The sequence below is a fragment of the Amycolatopsis sp. NPDC043889 genome (genome assembly GCF_056435645.1).
Genome location: NZ_JBWKEC010000014.1, coordinates 130,185 through 145,113, shown reverse-complemented (window position 1 = coordinate 145,113; position 14,929 = coordinate 130,185). Strand labels below are relative to the sequence as shown.

Sequence of the window (14,929 nt, the reverse complement as noted above, 5' to 3'; positions counted from 1 at the left end):
CCGAGTGGGAGGCCGATGTACCCGACCGTCGCCGAGGTGCTCGCGCTGCCGGTGCTGCGTCAGGGCAGGCCCCATGTGGTGGCGGGGGCGGCGGGGCTGGACGCGCCGGTCCGCTGGGCGCACGTCGCCGAGGTCGCGGACATCGCCCCGCTGCTGCGCGGCGGGGAACTCGTGCTCACCACCGGGGTCGCGCTGCCCGACGACGGCGCCGCGCTCGCCCGGTACGTCGCCGATCTGGCCGGTGTCGGAGTGGCGGGGATCGTCGTCGAACTCGTCCGGCATTGGAGCGAGAAGCTGCCGCCCGCGCTGGTCGACGCCGCGGATCGGCACGGTGTCCCGCTGATCACCCTTTCGCGCGAGACGCGCTTCGTGTCGGTCACCGAGGCGGTGAACGGGCTGATCGTCGACGCCCAGGTCGACGAACTCCGCGCGGCGGAGCGGGTCCACGAGACCTTCACCGCGCTGACGGTCGCCGGTGCCGAGCCGGGAGACATCCTGCGCGAGGTCGCGAGGCTCACCGAACATCCGGTCGTGCTGGAGACGCTGTCGCACGAGGTCCTCGCCTACGACACGGCGGGGACCGACCCCGGTGAACTGCTGCCCGGCTGGCCGTCCCGGTCGCGGCCGGTGCAGGTCGGCGAGCGGACCGGTTACCACCCGGGCGCGGGCTGGCTGATCACCGTGGTCGGCGCGCGCGGGCACGACTGGGGGCGGCTGGTCGTCGTCTGCGGGGATCCGCCCCCGCACCGGCACGTCGTGGTCGCCGAACGCGCCGCGTCCGCGCTCGCGGTCCACCGGCTGGTCGCCAAGGACACCGACTCCCTCGAACGCCAGGCGCACCGCGCGATCCTGACCGAACTGCTGGCCAACCCGGTGCCGCCCGCCGAACTGACCGCGCGGGCCTCGGCGCTGGGTGTCCCGCTGACGGGACGGCTGCTCGTCGGGGTCTCCGTGCGGCCGCGGATCACCGTGACCACCAAGGCCGCGCAGTCCACTCCGGTGCTGCTGCGGGAACTCGCCGAGGCGACCGTGCTCGCCGCCCGGCACGCCAAGGTGTCCGCGCTGGTGGCCACCGACGACACCCAGGTGCGCGCGCTGATCGCGCTGTCGCCGGAGGCCGGGGTCGACGCGGTACTGAGACGGCTGGCGAACGACGTCCACGAGGCCCGCGCCGGAGCGCCCGCCGTGGTCGCGGTCGGGACCACGGGCGGCGGGCCCGCCGACGCGCGCCGGACGCTCGTCGAAGCCGCGCAGGTGGCCGCCGCGGCGCTCGCGGAAAACGTCGAACGGATGGTCCACCGGCTCGACGACGTCCGGTTGCGCGGACTGCTGCATCTGCTGGCGAGCGACGAACGGATCACCGCGTTCGCCGCGCGGGAGCTCGGCCCGCTGCTGAGCCGGGACGCCGCACAGGGCAGCAGACTCGTCCAGGCGTTGAGGCATTACTGCGAGCACGGCGGCAACAAGTCGGCGGCGGCCGCCGCCGCGCACACCTCGCGCACCGCCTACTACCAGCAGCTGGCCAGGATCGAGCAGGTCCTCGGGGTACGGCTCGAAGATCCGGAGTCGATGCTCTCGCTTTATGTCGCTTTGCTCGCCCACGACATTCGAAAAGCGGACGACCACACGTCCGAGTGAGCAAATCTCACCCGAGCGTGGAACACAGTGACCGGGTCACGTCAGCCGATAGGGTTGATATGGCTTTCTTCGAACCGATCGGCGCCTGCGTGCTCGCGCTGGCCTGTATGGCCCCCGCGCAACCCGCCGAATCCACGTTTCAGCTGACCAGCCACGACACCCGGGGCCGGATCGGCACCGTCTCGCTCACCTGCGAACCCACCGGGGGGTCTCACCCGGGACGCGGTGGCGCCTGCGCCAAGCTGTCCGAAGTGGACGGAGAGTTCGACCGGCTCCGCCCGGAACCGCGGGCCTGCACCCTCGAGTACGCCCCGGTGGACGTCTCCGCGGTCGGCAAGTGGCGCGGCGAACCGGTCACCTACCGCACTTCCTACGCCAACCGTTGCGTCGCCGACGCCGAGTCGGCAGGCGTCTTCACCTTCTGACCGCTCCCGACTCCGTCGAGGTGACCGCCGGGCCTCCCCCTCGGTGGCCCGGCGGGGCCGGTCACCGCGGCCTTGATCGCCCTCACCCCCACGAGGGCGATCAAGGCCGTGGTGTCACGACTCAAGAACGGGGCAGGTACCGGCACCCGATCCCGTCCTTCGCGGCAACGGGGGTCTGACGCGCGAGGGACCGGCTCAGGTTCCATTCGCGCCAATCATCTTCCGAAATTCCCTTGAGGACCGGCCTGAGCACGCAGGACCGCAGCGGCTCCGGAAGCCGGTCGGCCGACGGCACGACGTCGGCGGAAAACCTTGAGAGGTAACCGGTGTCGAGCGTCTTGCCGTGCGCGAGCCGGTCGATGTTGCGGTCGGCGATGAACCGTTCCGGATCGAGGACGGCCAGTCCGAGCAGCGCCGCGACGGCGGCTCCGATGGCCGCGCGCGGCAGCCAGGCCGACCGCAGCGGGAGCAGGGAAACGAGCACCAGCAAGAAGATCAGCCCGATCCAGAGTTCGCAGACCTCGACCAGCAGCCGCAGCACTGTGAACCCGTACGCCTGCTGGTATGTCCACATGCGACTCAACGCCGAGGCGACCAGCACCAGGCTGAGCACGCTCAGCGCGCCGAGGAGGCCGCGCTGCCAGGCCCGATCGGCCGCCGACGACTTCGGCGCCCATCGCAGCGCGGCGGCGACCAGCAGCAGGGTCAGCACGGTGATGGCGGAGAGCTGCCAGAACCCGCTCCTGGCGTATTCGGCCGCCGTCAGGCCGCTCGTGGCCAGAAGGTATTCGGTGCCGCCGAACAACACGACCAGGCGGACCACGACGAAGCTCGTGAACAGCGCCGCCAGCACCCCCAGCGGCAACGTCCATTCGAGCCGGTGCGCCAGGCGTTTGCGCGGCGTGTCGACAGCAGCACTGTCGGACGGCAGCGGGGGCGCCGCCAGCAGGTAACACGCGCCGGTCACGGCCGACGCGGCCACGACGAAGAAGAATCCCCAGCGCACGAACGTTCCGGGGTTCAGTTCGGGGAGCACCGCGTCGACGACGTTCGCGAACGCGGCGTCCGCGCCCCGCAGCAGCGGCACGAACACCAGCAGCAAAAAGGCGCTGGCCAGCACCGGCACCAGGAACCTCGGCCTCGCGCGGCCTTCCTGCTTCTTGCCGAGCTTCACGAGCCCGCGCCCGATCCACGGGATCGAAAGCAGCGCTTCGATCGGGACCGCGAAGACGTCGTAGATGATCGTGTTCACCGTGCGTTTCCCGACCACGGCGAGGGATCCGGCGACGAGGGCGGCCAGCACGCACAACACGTTCAGCCACACCGACGCGCGGACCATGCCGACCGCGAGCAGGCCCAGCGCGGCCGCCGCCCATACCGCGTTGACCAGACGGAAATGCGGTTCGGCGTCGCCGCGGGCGCGCTTGTCGGCGAAGTAGACGGCCACCGCGAACGCGAGCCCGGCCACGAACCAGCCGGCTCCGGGCTCGTCCGGCATGGCGAAGGCGGCGATCAACCCGGCCGCGACCGCCGCGGGCAGGACGGAGCCGGGAAGCGGGACGATCGTCGATTTGGGCGGCACGCGGGGCCGCATCAGCACCGGGACCTGCGGCGCGGGCGGCAACGTGGCGGTCGCCGCCGGGGGCGGCGCGTGCGCCTGCCGGTCTTCTTGGTCTTCACTCATCTCACTCCTCCAGTTTGCGAAAGCACATATCGCAGTGTGCGCAGAGCCGCCGAAAACACGCGGCAGGGACTAGGGAACGGGGATCACGACGCGGATGACACAGCCCGGCCGGTGCTCGGGGGTGACGACCGCGATGCTGCCGTCGTGGAGGTCGACCACCCACCGCGCGATCGCGAGGCCGAGGCCGGTGCCCCCGCCGCCCGCCCGCTCGCCGCGGGTGAACCGCTCGAACACGCTGTCCCGCTCCCCCGGCGGGATCCCGGGGCCTTCGTCTTCGACCTCGATGACGACGTCGGTCTCGCGGGCCTCCGCCCGCACCCGGACCTCTCCCCCGGCCGGGCCGTGCCGGACGGCGTTGTCGAGCAGGTTGACCACGACCTGGTAGAGCCGGCCGCGGTCGGCGACGGCCGTCGCGCCGGGCGGCTGGACGTCGACGGCGAACCGCACGCCACGGCCGGTCGCGGCGGCGGTCACCCCGGCTTCGGCGGCGACCTCCTCCAGCAGCAGTTCGAGATCGAACTCCTCCAGCTGCAACGGGAACGCGCCCGCGTCGATCCGCGAAAGATCGAGGAGTTCCGAGACCAGCCTGCCGAGCCGCTCGGTCTGCTGCAGCGCGGTCTTCAACGTCGCCGGATCGGGTTCGGCGACGCCGTCGACGAGGTTCTCCAGCACCCCGTTCAGCGCGGTGATCGGCGTGCGGAGTTCGTGGGAGACGTTCGCGATCAGCTCCCGGCGCCGCTGATCCGAGGCGTCCAGGTCTGCGGCCATCTGGTTGAAGGCGTGTGACAGCTCCCCGACCTCGTCGCGGGCGGTCGCCCGGACCCGCCGGGTGTAGTCGCCCTTGGCCATCGCGCGGGCGGCGGCGGTCATCTCGCGCAGCGGCCTGGTCATCCCGTGCGCCAGGATCTGCGAGGTCACCACGGCGAGCACCATCGCGGCGATCGTGGTCCGCGGCGGCAGCCAGCCGATCTGCCAGTTGAAGAAGGCGAAAGCGATACCGCCCGAGGACACCAGCAGGATCGCGAGCTTGAGCTTGATGGAACGGACCGGGTCCAGCGGTCTCGGGAGCGCGTCGACGACGCGGCCGAGCAGGGGGCGAAGCTTCACGATCCCACCTCCAGGGCGTAGCCGACGCCGTGCACGGTGCGGATGAGGTCGGCGCCCAGCTTGCGGCGCAGCGCCTTGATGTGACTGTCGACCGCGCGGGTGCCCGAACCGGTGCCCGCGACGTCCCAGTCCCAGACCTCGCTGAGCAGGCGTTCCCTCGGCTGCACCGCCCTCGGGCGCTTCGCGAAGTGGACGAGGAGGTCGAACTCGATCGGCGTCAGCTGGGCCTGGTTGCCCGCGCGCGTGACCCGCCGCTGCTCGACGTCGATTTCGAGGTCGCCGAGGACGATCTTCGTACCGGCGTCGCTCACGTCGGTCCTGGCCGCTCGTTCGACGCGGCGCAGCAGCGCGTGCACCCGCGCCGAGAGCACCCGCATGGAGAACGGCTTGGTGAGGTAGTCGTCCGCGCCGACGCCGAGACCGATCAGCATGTCCGTCTCGTCCGAACGGGCGGTCAGCATCAGCACCGGGACCGGACGGCGGGCCTGGATCCGGCGGCAGACCTCGAGCCCGTCGAATCCCGGGAGCATCACGTCGAGCACCACCAGGTCCGGCTCGCGCTCGGCGTCGGTCTCGACGCCGGAAGGGCCGTCGTGCGCCAGGTCCACGGTGAATCCCTCGGCCCGCAGCCGCGCGGCGATGCTCTCGGCGATGGTCACGTGGTCCTCGACGACCAGCACCCGGCGTCCTCCCAGTTCCATGGGGATGACTGTAAGCACCGGCCGTGGAGACCATCCGGGTGAGCTGTGGAGATCCTGTGGAGATGTTTCGGCCGGTTTGCCGCATTGCAACGTCCGTGTGTGTGACGCAGGTCATGCACCGCGAGCCTTCGAGCGCAATCGACAGTCTGCGCTCCGACGCCCTCAACAGTGAACAGTCTGCCAGTCCCACCCGCGCGGCGCGGGCGAGCACGATTCCGCAATGGAGCCGACGGCACGCGGTACGCAGCACGTGCATCCTGATGGCCGGGTGGAACTCGGCGAGGTCGAGTCCTTGAAGGACAGCCGCTTCTACAACGAAGAACTCGCCCCGGTCCCGGTCGAAAAGCGGACCTGGACCACGTACACCTACTTCGCGCTGTGGATGGGCATGGCGCACAACATCCCGTCCTACGCGCTGGCGGCCTCGCTGATCGCGCTCGGGATGGACTGGGTGCAGGCGCTGCTCACGATCACCATCGGCAACCTGATCGTGCTGATCCCGATGCTGCTCAACAGCCACGCCGGGACGAAGTACGGCATCCCCTTCCCGGTGTTCGCCCGCGCCTTCTTCGGGATGCGCGGCGCGAATCTGGCGGCGTTGCTGCGGGCGTTCATCGCGTGCGGCTGGTTCGGCATCCAGACCTGGGTCGGCGGCGAGGCGATCTACATCATCGTCGGGCGGCTGGCGGGTTCCGGCTGGAAGGATTCCACCGTCGTCCTCGGCCAGCACTGGACACTGTGGCTTTCGTTCGGCCTGTTCTGGCTGTTCCAGATGCTCATCATCTGGCGCGGGATGGAGGCGGTCCGCCGGTTCGAGAACTGGACGGCTCCGCTGGTGTCGGTCGGCTTCCTGATCCTGCTGGGCTACGTGCTGGTCAAGGCGGGCGGGCTCGGCCCGATCCTGTCCGAACCCGGGAAACTCGGCTGGGGGCCGGACTTCTGGAAGGTGTTCGCCCCGGCGCTGATGGCGATGATCGCGTTCTGGTCGACGCTTTCGCTGAACATGCCGGACTTCACCCGGTTCGGCGGCAGCCAGGGCAAACAGGTCCGCGGCCAGATCCTCGGCCTGCCGACCACGATGACGTTCATCGCGATCGTGGCCATCCTGACCACCTCGGGCGGCAGCGTCCTCTACGGCGAGCAGATCTGGGATCCGGCGAAACTGGCCGACCGGTTCGATTCCCCGGTCGTCGTGGTGGTCGCGCTGATCGCGCTGGTGTTGGCGACCGTGTCGGCGAACCTCGCGGCCAACGTGGTCAGCCCGTCCTACGACTTCTCCAACGCGTTCCCGAAGAAGATCACCTTCGCCGCCGGCGGGCTGATCACGGGCATCATCGGCATCGTCATCCAGCCGTGGCGGCTCTACTCCGACCCGAACATCTACATCTTCGCGTGGCTCGGCTTCTACGGCGGCCTGCTCGGCGCGGTCGCCGGGGTGATGGTCGCCGGCTACTGGGTCGTCTACCGCACCAAGCTGCGTCTGCGGGATCTGTACACCGAACGCGGCGTCTACTGGTTCAACGGCGGCTGGAACTGGCGGGCGCTCGTCGCGACGCTGGTCGGTGCCGTCCTCGCGGTCGGCGGCGCGTACGGCGGGCCGTTCCCCGCCGACGGGCTGATCCCGCTCCTGAAACCGCTCTACGACTACAACTGGGTCGTCGGCCTGGCGGGCGCTTTCGTCGTCTACCTGCTGCTGGCCCTGCCAGAACGCAACCGCACCACCGAGATCGAGGAGGATGCAAGTGAGCGACCTGGTCCGAGCCGGATTGATCCAGCAGCGGTGGACGGGTGACAAGGAGTCGATGATCGCGAACGCGGTCGAAGCCATCGGCAAGGCCGCTTCGCAGGGAGCGCAGGTCGTCTGCCTGCAGGAGTTGTTCTACGGCCCGTACTTCTGCCAGGTGCAGGACACCGACTACTACTCCTACACCGAAGGCATCCCCGACGGGCCGACGACGAAGCTCATGCAGGAGGTCGCCGAACGCCACGGCGTCGTGCTGGTCGTCCCGATGTACGAGGTCGAGCAGCCCGGCGTGTACTACAACACCGCCGCGGTGATCGACGCCGACGGCACCTACCTCGGCAAGCACCGCAAGAACCACATCCCGCAGGTGAAGGGGTTCTGGGAGAAGTTCTACTTCCGGCCCGGGAACCTGGGCTACCCGGTGTTCGACACCGCCGTCGGCCGGATCGGCGTCTACATCTGTTACGAGCGGCACTTCCCGGAGGGCTGGCGCGCGCTCGGCCTGGCGGGCGCGAAGATCGTGTTCAACCCGTCGGCGACCAGCCGGGGCCTTTCGGAGTACCTGTGGCGGCTGGAGCAGCCCGCGGCCGCCGTCGCGAACGAGTACTACGTCGGCACGATCAACCGCGTCGGCGTGGAACCCTTGGGCGACAACGACTTCTACGGCCAGTCGTATTTCGCGGACCCGCGCGGCCAGCTCGTCGGCGAAGCCGCTTCCGACACCGAGGAGGAGATCGTCGTCCGCGACCTCGACATGGCGAAGCTCGCCGAAGTGCGGGACCTGTGGGCCTTCTACCGAGACCGGCGTCCCGACAGCTACGGACCGCTCGCGGAGGCGTGATGACCACCCTCATCAGCGGCGGGCAGGTGCTGTCCACGGCGGGCGCTTCGGCGGCGGACGTCCTCGTCGACGGCGAGACGATCTCGGCCGTCGGCGCCCCCGGCACACTGGGGCCCGCCGATTCGGTGATCGACGCCACCGGGAAGTACGTGCTGCCCGGCGGGATCGACGCGCACACCCATATGGAGATGCCTTTCGGCGGAACACATTCCGTCGACACCTTCGGCACCGGGACGACGGCGGCGGCGTGGGGCGGGACTACCACGATCATCGACTTCGCCGTCCAGGCCAAGGGCACGTCTCTGCTGTCCACTATGGACAAATGGCACGAGAAGGCCGACGGCAACTGCGCCATCGACTACGGCTTCCACATGATCGTCTCGGACGTCAACGATTCGTCGTTGAAGGAGATGCGGGCCTGCGTCGACGGCGGTGTCGGCAGCTTCAAGATGTTCATGGCCTATCCGGGAGTGTTCTACTCCACGGACGGCGAGATCCTGCTGGCCATGCAGAAGGCGCGCGAGATCGGCGCGACGATCATGATGCACGCGGAGAACGGCATCGCGATCGACCAGCTGGCCGCGCAGGCGTTCGCCGCCGGGAAGATCGACCCGGTGCAGCATGGGCTCACCCGGCCGCCGGAGCTGGAGGGCGAGGCGACCTCGCGCGCGATCCAGCTGGCCAAGGTGACCGGGGCGCCGCTGTACATCGTGCACCTCTCGGCGTCACAGGCGCTCGCGGCGGTCGCGGAAGCGCGTAACGACGGGCAGAACGTCTTCGCGGAGACGTGTCCGCAGTATCTCTATCTGTCCATTGAGGACTTGGCGAAGCCGGATTTCGAGGGTTCGAAGTACGTCGCCTCTCCCCCGTTGCGGGAGAAGTCGCATCAGGCTGATCTGTGGCGAGGTTTGCGCACCAACGACCTCTCGGTGGTGTCGACGGATCACTGCCCCTTCTGTTTCAAGGACCAGAAGGAGCTCGGTCGCGGCGACTTCCGCGCGATCCCCAACGGGATCCCCGGCGTCGAGCACCGGATGGACCTGCTGCACCAGGGTGTCATGGCGGGCGAGCTCACGCTCGGCCGCTGGGTCGAGACCTGCTCGACCACCCCGGCGCGGATGTTCGGGCTCTACCCGCGCAAGGGCGTCATCGCGGCGGGTTCGGACGCGGACATCGTCGTCTACGACCCGGCGGCGAAGCAGACCCTTTCGGTCGAGACGCACCACATGAACGTGGACTACTCGGCCTACGAAGGGATGGAGATCACCGGCAAGGTCGAGACGGTGCTCTCACGCGGGCGCGTGGTCGTGTCGCCGTCCGGCTTCTCGGGCAGTACGACGCACGGGAAATTCCTCTCGCGCGACCTGAACCAGTACCTGAACTGAGGCGGTGGCCGGATGGACTTCGGGATTGTGCTTCAGACCGACCCGCCCGCGCGCGACCTCGTCCGGCTGATGAAGGCCGCCGAGGACCAGGGTTTCCGCTACGGCTGGACCTTCGACTCGTGCGTGTTATGGCAGGAACCGTTCGTCATCTACTCGCAGATCCTCGCGGCGACGTCGTCGATGATCGTGGGCCCGATGGTGACCAGCCCGGCCACCCGGGACTGGTCGGTGATGGCGTCGACCTTCGCCACGCTCAACGACATGTACGGCAACCGCACCGTCTGCGGGATCGGCCGCGGCGACTCGGCGCACCGGGTGGTGGGCATGCCACCGTCCACTTTGGCCACCGTGCGCGACTGCATGCACGTGGTCAAGGAACTCGCCGAAGGACGCGAAGTCCTGTTGCGGGACAAGCCGGTGCAGATCCCCTGGATCCGCAACGGCAGACTCGAAATGTGGATGGCGGGATACGGGCCGAAGGCGCTGAAGACGGTCGGCGAGCACGCCGACGGCTTCATCCTCCAGTGCGCCGATCCCGCGATCGCCCGGTGGACCATCGGCTCCGTCCGTGAGGCGGCGCGCGCGGCGGGTCGGGATCCGGCGGGGATCACGATCTGCCTCGCGGCCCCGGCGTACGTCGGCGACGACCTGGCGCATCAGCGGGAACAGTTGCGCTGGTTCGGCGGGATGGTCGGCAACCACGTCGCGGATCTCGTGGCACGGTACGGCGATTCCGGGCCGGTGCCGCACGAGCTGACCGACTACATCCGCGAGCGACAGGGCTACGACTACTCGCACCACGGTCGGGCGGGCAATCCGTCGACCGATTTCGTGCCGGACGAGATCGTGGACCGGTTCTGCCTGCTCGGGCCGTCTTCGGCGCATGTGGAACGCCTGGAGGAGCTGGCTTCACTCGGTGTCGACCAGTTCTCGCTGTACCTGATGCACGACCAGCGCGAAGAAACCCTGAAGCGCTACGGCTCGGAGGTCATCAACCGCTGACGATCCGCATTTCGTCCTCTGAATGCGTTCTTACCGCATTCAGAGGACGCAATGCGTGGGGTCAGGCGCCGAACCAGGCGGCGAAGGCCTCTCGCAGGCCTTCGGTGTCGGTGTCGCCCGCCCAGGCGACGTAGCCGTCGGGGCGGATCAGGAGGACGTCGGCGGGCCGGTCCTCCGCCTTCGCGGTGTGGACGTCCACACGCCCCTGTGCGAGGTCACGCAGTTCGGGCCTGCCCGCGAGGTCGAGCAGGACCGGCCGCGCCGGGCGCAGCAGTTCGGCGACGCTGGTCGGGCCCTCGTCGGTCTCCAGCGCGAGATCCGGGACGAACGTGCCGGCGAGCGCGTGCCCGGAGCCCGGCATCGAGTAGCGCGTGTCGGTCCCGGCGACGTGAGAGGCCAGCCGTCGCGCCGCCTGCTCGTCGTCCAGCAGTTCCTGGAAAACCGTGCGGAGCGCTTCAGCCGCTTCGTCGTGCCCGCGCCGCAACGCGACCTGTGCCCGGGACTGCAGGAGCGCACGCGCACCGGCGGCGTGCCGTTCCGCGTGATAGGTGTCCAGCAGCCCTTCCGGCGCCCGGCCCTGGATCTCCGCGGCCAGCTTCCACGCCAGGTTGACCGAGTCGGACATGCCGACGTTGATCGCCGTGCCGGTGGACGGCAGCAGGTGGGCCGCGTCGCCCGCCAGCAGGATCCGGCCTTCGCGGTAGCGCTCCGCCTGGCGGGCGGAGAACTGGTAGCGCGAGAGCCGGACCGGCTCGCCCAACGGGACGTCGCCGCCGAGCACGCGGCGAATGCTGTCCCCGAGTTCGGCCAGGGTCATCGGCACGTCGTCGTCGACCTCGCCGGGATCGTCCTCCGTGGTCTGGATGAACACGATCCCCGGCGTCAGCGAACCGAGCGCGAACACGCCGGTGTCGGTGCGCGTGAAGCCCGCCTTGATCCGGCCCAGTTCCGGCGTCTCGATGTCGCCGTTGTCGTGGACGGTGAGCCCGTCGGGGATCTTGACCTGCCCGATCCGGTTGACCTCGGGATAGGTGGTGCCGGGGAAACCGATCCCCGCCATCGAACGGACGGGACTGCGTCCGCCGTCGCAGCCCACCAGGTACGGGGCGCTGACCTCGTACGATCCGTCGGGTCCGCGCACCTCGGCGGTCACCGAGTCCTCGTCCTGGCGCAGCCCGACGACTTCGTGCCCGCGACGCACTTCCGCGCCGAGTTCGATGGCGTGCTCCTCCAGCAGCCGCTCCAGCGACTGCTGCCGTACCGAAAGCGCCTTCAGCGGCGGCTCCTCGAACCGGGTGAGGTCCACGTGCACCCCACCGAACGGGAACCGATGCGGCGGGACGGGGTCGGTGACGAGCCCCCGCACCCGCTCCAGCAGGCCGCGATGGTGCAGCAGGTCCAGGATCTGCCCGCTGAGGCCGTGAGCCTTCGGAGTCTTCCCCTGTTCCGGCCGCCGTTCCAGGACCAGCGGGCGCGCACCGGCCAGCCGCAGTTCGGCGGCCAGCATCAGACCGGTCGGGCCGGCACCCACGATGATCACGTCGACGTCCGTCAAATCTTCACTCCTGTTCGGCCTGTTCTCGCTACGGCCGAGGATTCTGCGGCACCACCGGGGTCTTGCCGCAAGCCCCCAGGTGCGCTATATGTTGAACATGGAGGGGCTTACCCCACCATTTTTCCTGGTACAAGCACCAGGGATCGCGCGCCCGCGAGGCGAGACGCTGGGCCGGTGACCAGAATCCGCATCGCCGCCGTACTCACTCTCACCGCACTCACCGCCGTCACGATCGCGCCCGCGGTCTCGGCCGCGCCGAAGGGGCTCGCCTGGGGCCCCTGCCCGTCCGGATCGCCACCGGGGTACGACTGTGCCGAGATCGAAGTCCCGTTGTCCTATCAGGACCCGGGGGGACCTCGGATCACCATCGCGCTCGGCCGCCTCCCCGCGACGGACCAGAAGCACAAACGCGGCACCCTCTTCACCAACCCCGGCGGCCCTGGGAACCACGGCCGCTTCAGCAGGTTCCAGACCCCGTCCCTGCATCGGCAGTTCGACATCGTCGGCTTCGACCCGCGCGGCGTCGGCGCCAGCACACCGGTCCGATGCTTCACCTCCGACGCGGAAACCGTTCCGCTCAAACGAATCCTGGGCAACTTCCCGATCACCGCCGAGCAGGAGACCCGGCATTTCGCCGACGCCCGCGAGGTCACCGCCTCCTGCGGCCGCAACGCCGGGCCGCTGCTCGGCCACCTGTCGACCGCGAACGTCGCCAGGGACCTCGACAGGATGCGCCAAGCCGTCGGCGAGCCCCGCCTGCGCTACTACGGGCTTTCCTACGGCACCTACGTCGGCGAGGTGTACGCCAACCTGTTCCCGCATCGGGTCGGCGCCTTGGCACTGGACGCCGTCAACGATCCGATCGCCTGGTCCACCGGACACCGCCCGGAGGACGCGAACGTCCCGTTCAGCACCAGGCTCGGCGGGTTCCGGGACGCCGACCGCGCGCTCCAGGCGTTCCTCGACGCGTGCGCGGCCGACACCCGGTGCGCGTTCCGCGAGCCGGGAAAGGACTTGCGGGCCAAGTACGACGGGCTCCTCGACCGGCTGGAAGCCACGCCGGGGCCGGTCACCTATCAGGAGGTCGTCCGGCGTACCCACCACGGGTTGACCGACGAGGCCCACTCGCCCGCGCTGGCGGAATTCCTCCAGTCCGTGACGAAACCCGTCGTGGCGAAGGCCATCGCGACACCTTTCGATTCCGCGATGGGTGGCGGCGGGACGATCTGCGCGGACACCACGAACCCGCGTGACCCGGCCGCCTGGCCTCGCGCGGCCCGCGCGGCCGACCGGGAAAGCCGCGGTTTCGGTTCGTACGACGCGTATCTCTCCCTGCCGTGCGCCTTCTGGCCCGCCTCCGACCCGGCGCGGTACACGGGACCGTGGAACCGGCCGACCGCGCCGATCCTGTTGCTGGCCAACGGCAAGGGCGACCCGGAAACGCCGTACGCCGGGGCGAAGCGGGCCGAACGCATCCTCGGCAACGCCCGGCTCCTGACGCTGGACGCCTGGGGACACGGCGCGTTGAACCGCAGCGCCTGTGTCGACGCGGCTGTCGACGCCTACCTGTCCCACGGACGCCTTCCGGCGCGCGGCACCGTGTGCGCCCCGGATCACGCGCCGTTCGACGCCAGGTAAGCCCGTGCGGTGTCCGCGTCGGTGAGCCAACCGGCGTAGTCGGCGGGATCGGCGAAGATGTTCGCGAACCGGCGCGCCACCTCGGGCGCCGTCCGCGCGGCTTCCAGGGTGGCCAGCACGTGATCCGGCGGCGGGCCGAGCAGATCGTTGCTCAGCCGGGTCGCGTGCTGGGCCTTTTCCCAGTATTCGGCGAAAGTTCCACGCAGGAACGCTTCGTCGAACGGACGGTCACCGTGGTCGAGGATGCGCCGTTCGCAGACCGCGGCCGCGTGCGCCGCCATGTTCGCGCCCTGTCCGGCGATCGGGTCGTTCGTCACCGCGGCGTCGCCCATCGCCAGGACCTTCGCCCCCGACGGCAGTGTCCCGACCGGGTCGCGCACGATCGGCAGGACCCGGCCGCGCAGAACGTCCAGCGGCCCGCTCGGGCGAGCGTCGGCGAGCGACTCCTCGACCCACGGGAATTGCCTGCGCAGCACCCTCATCGCGAGGGCGAAATGCTCGTCGACGCCGGTGACGCCGTCCCAGACGTCCATGGGGCCGCCAGGCACACCGAAGAACCCGAGCCCGAAGACCGGTCCGCGCACGGACTGGATCGGCAGCCCGAACAGCTCACCGGCCTGGGAGAGCCCGAACGTCAGGCCCGGATACACCGGAAGTGGTTCGTCCCGGCCGGACACGAGGTACAGGATCCCGATGGTGCGCTGCGGCTCACGATGCGGGGAACGCGCGTCATCACGCGAGAAGAGGGCGTCGAACTGCGGCCCCCGCCCGGCCGCGACCAGCACGAGTTCGAATTCGCGGGCGTACTGCTCCAGCCCGTCCGGGGTCACCTTGCCGATCCGCACCTCGCCGCCGCGTTCGGCGAAGGCGGTCAGCCAGGCGGACACCTTGACCCGCTGGTCGACCGACTGCGCGGGATGGTCGAACCGGGCCTGCCACGAGACGGCGGGCTCCGGGGAGTCCCCGGCGAGCCCGAACGACGCGCCGAGGATCTCCGGGGCCTGTCCGTCCCAGAAGTTGATGCCCAGCGCGCGTTCCCGGGTCAGCGCGGGATGGAACACGCACTGGTTCGAGATGAGCCTGCCGTCGCGGATCGTTTCGGCGTCGCGGTCGGTGACCACGGTGACGGCGTATCCGTGCCGCTGCAGGCCCAAGGCCAGGACCAGTCCGGCTTGACCGGCCCCGACCACCACGATCCGGCGCATGGCT

At 69.8% G+C, this 14,929-nt stretch carries 12 protein-coding genes; 7 read left to right on the top strand and 5 right to left on the bottom strand.

What is annotated here, in order from left to right:
* Nucleotides 1–15: 15 nt before the first annotated feature.
* Nucleotides 16–1,638 carry a PucR family transcriptional regulator gene (locus AC0685_RS24855; protein ID WP_478227711.1) on the top strand — a complete coding sequence of 541 codons (1,623 nt, stop codon included), beginning with the start codon at nt 16–18 and terminating at the stop codon, nt 1,636–1,638.
* Between the two features lie 59 nt (nt 1,639–1,697).
* Nucleotides 1,698–2,063 carry an SSI family serine proteinase inhibitor gene (locus AC0685_RS24850; protein WP_340685441.1) on the top strand — a complete coding sequence of 122 codons (366 nt, stop codon included), beginning with the start codon at nt 1,698–1,700 and terminating at the stop codon, nt 2,061–2,063.
* 121 nt (nt 2,064–2,184) lie between these two features.
* Here AC0685_RS24850 and AC0685_RS24845 read toward each other — a convergent pair whose 3' ends face one another.
* The 3 genes from AC0685_RS24845 to AC0685_RS24835 all read right to left on the bottom strand — a co-directional run bounded on the left by AC0685_RS24845 (nt 2,185) and on the right by AC0685_RS24835 (nt 5,534).
* On the bottom strand, nt 2,185–3,747 hold the full coding sequence (locus AC0685_RS24845) for a DUF4153 domain-containing protein (RefSeq protein WP_478227710.1): 1,563 nt from the start codon (nt 3,745–3,747) through the stop codon (nt 2,185–2,187).
* A 69-nt stretch (nt 3,748–3,816) separates the two neighbouring features.
* Nucleotides 3,817–4,854 (bottom strand): HAMP domain-containing sensor histidine kinase, encoded by a 1,038-nt coding sequence (locus tag AC0685_RS24840; protein WP_478227709.1) that lies wholly within the window; start codon nt 4,852–4,854, stop codon nt 3,817–3,819.
* Entirely contained in the window at nt 4,851–5,534 is a 684-nt protein-coding gene (locus AC0685_RS24835; RefSeq protein ID WP_478227766.1) for a response regulator transcription factor, read from the bottom strand. Before AC0685_RS24835 ends, AC0685_RS24840 begins: the two co-directional genes overlap by 4 nt.
* Nucleotides 5,535–5,775: 241 nt before the next feature.
* Here AC0685_RS24835 and AC0685_RS24830 point away from each other — a divergent pair, with 241 nt between their 5' ends.
* Genes AC0685_RS24830 through AC0685_RS24815 form a run of 4 tightly spaced genes read left to right on the top strand, consistent with a single transcriptional unit; the run spans nt 5,776 to nt 10,527 of the window.
* A complete protein-coding gene (locus AC0685_RS24830; protein ID WP_478227708.1) occupies nt 5,776–7,347 on the top strand; it encodes an NCS1 family nucleobase:cation symporter-1 in 1,572 nt (523 codons plus the stop codon).
* Complete coding sequence (locus AC0685_RS24825) at nt 7,298–8,140, top strand: nitrilase-related carbon-nitrogen hydrolase (protein WP_037310537.1); 843 nt, start codon at nt 7,298–7,300, stop codon at nt 8,138–8,140. Before AC0685_RS24830 ends, AC0685_RS24825 begins: the two co-directional genes overlap by 50 nt.
* Nucleotides 8,140–9,525 carry a dihydropyrimidinase gene (gene hydA / locus AC0685_RS24820; protein WP_478227707.1) on the top strand — a complete coding sequence of 462 codons (1,386 nt, stop codon included), beginning with the start codon at nt 8,140–8,142 and terminating at the stop codon, nt 9,523–9,525. The genes AC0685_RS24825 and hydA overlap by 1 nt, the downstream gene beginning before the upstream one ends.
* 12 nt (nt 9,526–9,537) lie before the next feature.
* Nucleotides 9,538–10,527 (top strand): TIGR03842 family LLM class F420-dependent oxidoreductase, encoded by a 990-nt coding sequence (locus AC0685_RS24815; RefSeq protein WP_063274641.1) that lies wholly within the window; start codon nt 9,538–9,540, stop codon nt 10,525–10,527.
* 61 nt (nt 10,528–10,588) lie between these two features.
* On the opposite strand, the gene AC0685_RS24810 is transcribed toward AC0685_RS24815, so the two are convergent.
* Nucleotides 10,589–12,082 (bottom strand): FAD-dependent monooxygenase, encoded by a 1,494-nt coding sequence (locus AC0685_RS24810; protein WP_478227706.1) that lies wholly within the window; start codon nt 12,080–12,082, stop codon nt 10,589–10,591.
* A 174-nt stretch (nt 12,083–12,256) separates the two neighbouring features.
* On the opposite strand from AC0685_RS24810, the gene AC0685_RS24805 reads away from it, so the two are divergent.
* Nucleotides 12,257–13,720, top strand: coding sequence for an alpha/beta hydrolase (locus AC0685_RS24805; RefSeq protein ID WP_478227705.1), 1,464 nt, complete (start codon nt 12,257–12,259; stop codon nt 13,718–13,720).
* Here the strand turns inward: AC0685_RS24805 and AC0685_RS24800 are convergent.
* Entirely contained in the window at nt 13,696–14,925 is a 1,230-nt protein-coding gene (locus tag AC0685_RS24800) for a styrene monooxygenase/indole monooxygenase family protein (RefSeq protein WP_478227704.1), read from the bottom strand. The genes AC0685_RS24805 and AC0685_RS24800 overlap by 25 nt on opposite strands.
* Nucleotides 14,926–14,929 lie beyond the last annotated feature (4 nt).

What these genes read in the sequence shown, in the direction of transcription:
- AC0685_RS24855 (WP_478227711.1), top strand. Translation starts at nt 16, where the DNA reads ATGTACCCGACCGTCGCCGAGGTGCTCGCGCTGCCGGTGCTGCGTCAG.
- AC0685_RS24850 (WP_340685441.1), top strand. Translation starts at nt 1,698, where the DNA reads ATGGCTTTCTTCGAACCGATCGGCGCCTGCGTGCTCGCGCTGGCCTGT.
- AC0685_RS24845 (WP_478227710.1), bottom strand. Translation starts at nt 3,747, where the DNA reads ATGAGTGAAGACCAAGAAGACCGGCAGGCGCACGCGCCGCCCCCGGCG.
- AC0685_RS24830 (WP_478227708.1), top strand. Translation starts at nt 5,776, where the DNA reads ATGGAGCCGACGGCACGCGGTACGCAGCACGTGCATCCTGATGGCCGG.
- hydA (WP_478227707.1), top strand. Translation starts at nt 8,140, where the DNA reads ATGACCACCCTCATCAGCGGCGGGCAGGTGCTGTCCACGGCGGGCGCT.
- AC0685_RS24815 (WP_063274641.1), top strand. Translation starts at nt 9,538, where the DNA reads ATGGACTTCGGGATTGTGCTTCAGACCGACCCGCCCGCGCGCGACCTC.
- AC0685_RS24800 (WP_478227704.1), bottom strand. Translation starts at nt 14,925, where the DNA reads ATGCGCCGGATCGTGGTGGTCGGGGCCGGTCAAGCCGGACTGGTCCTG.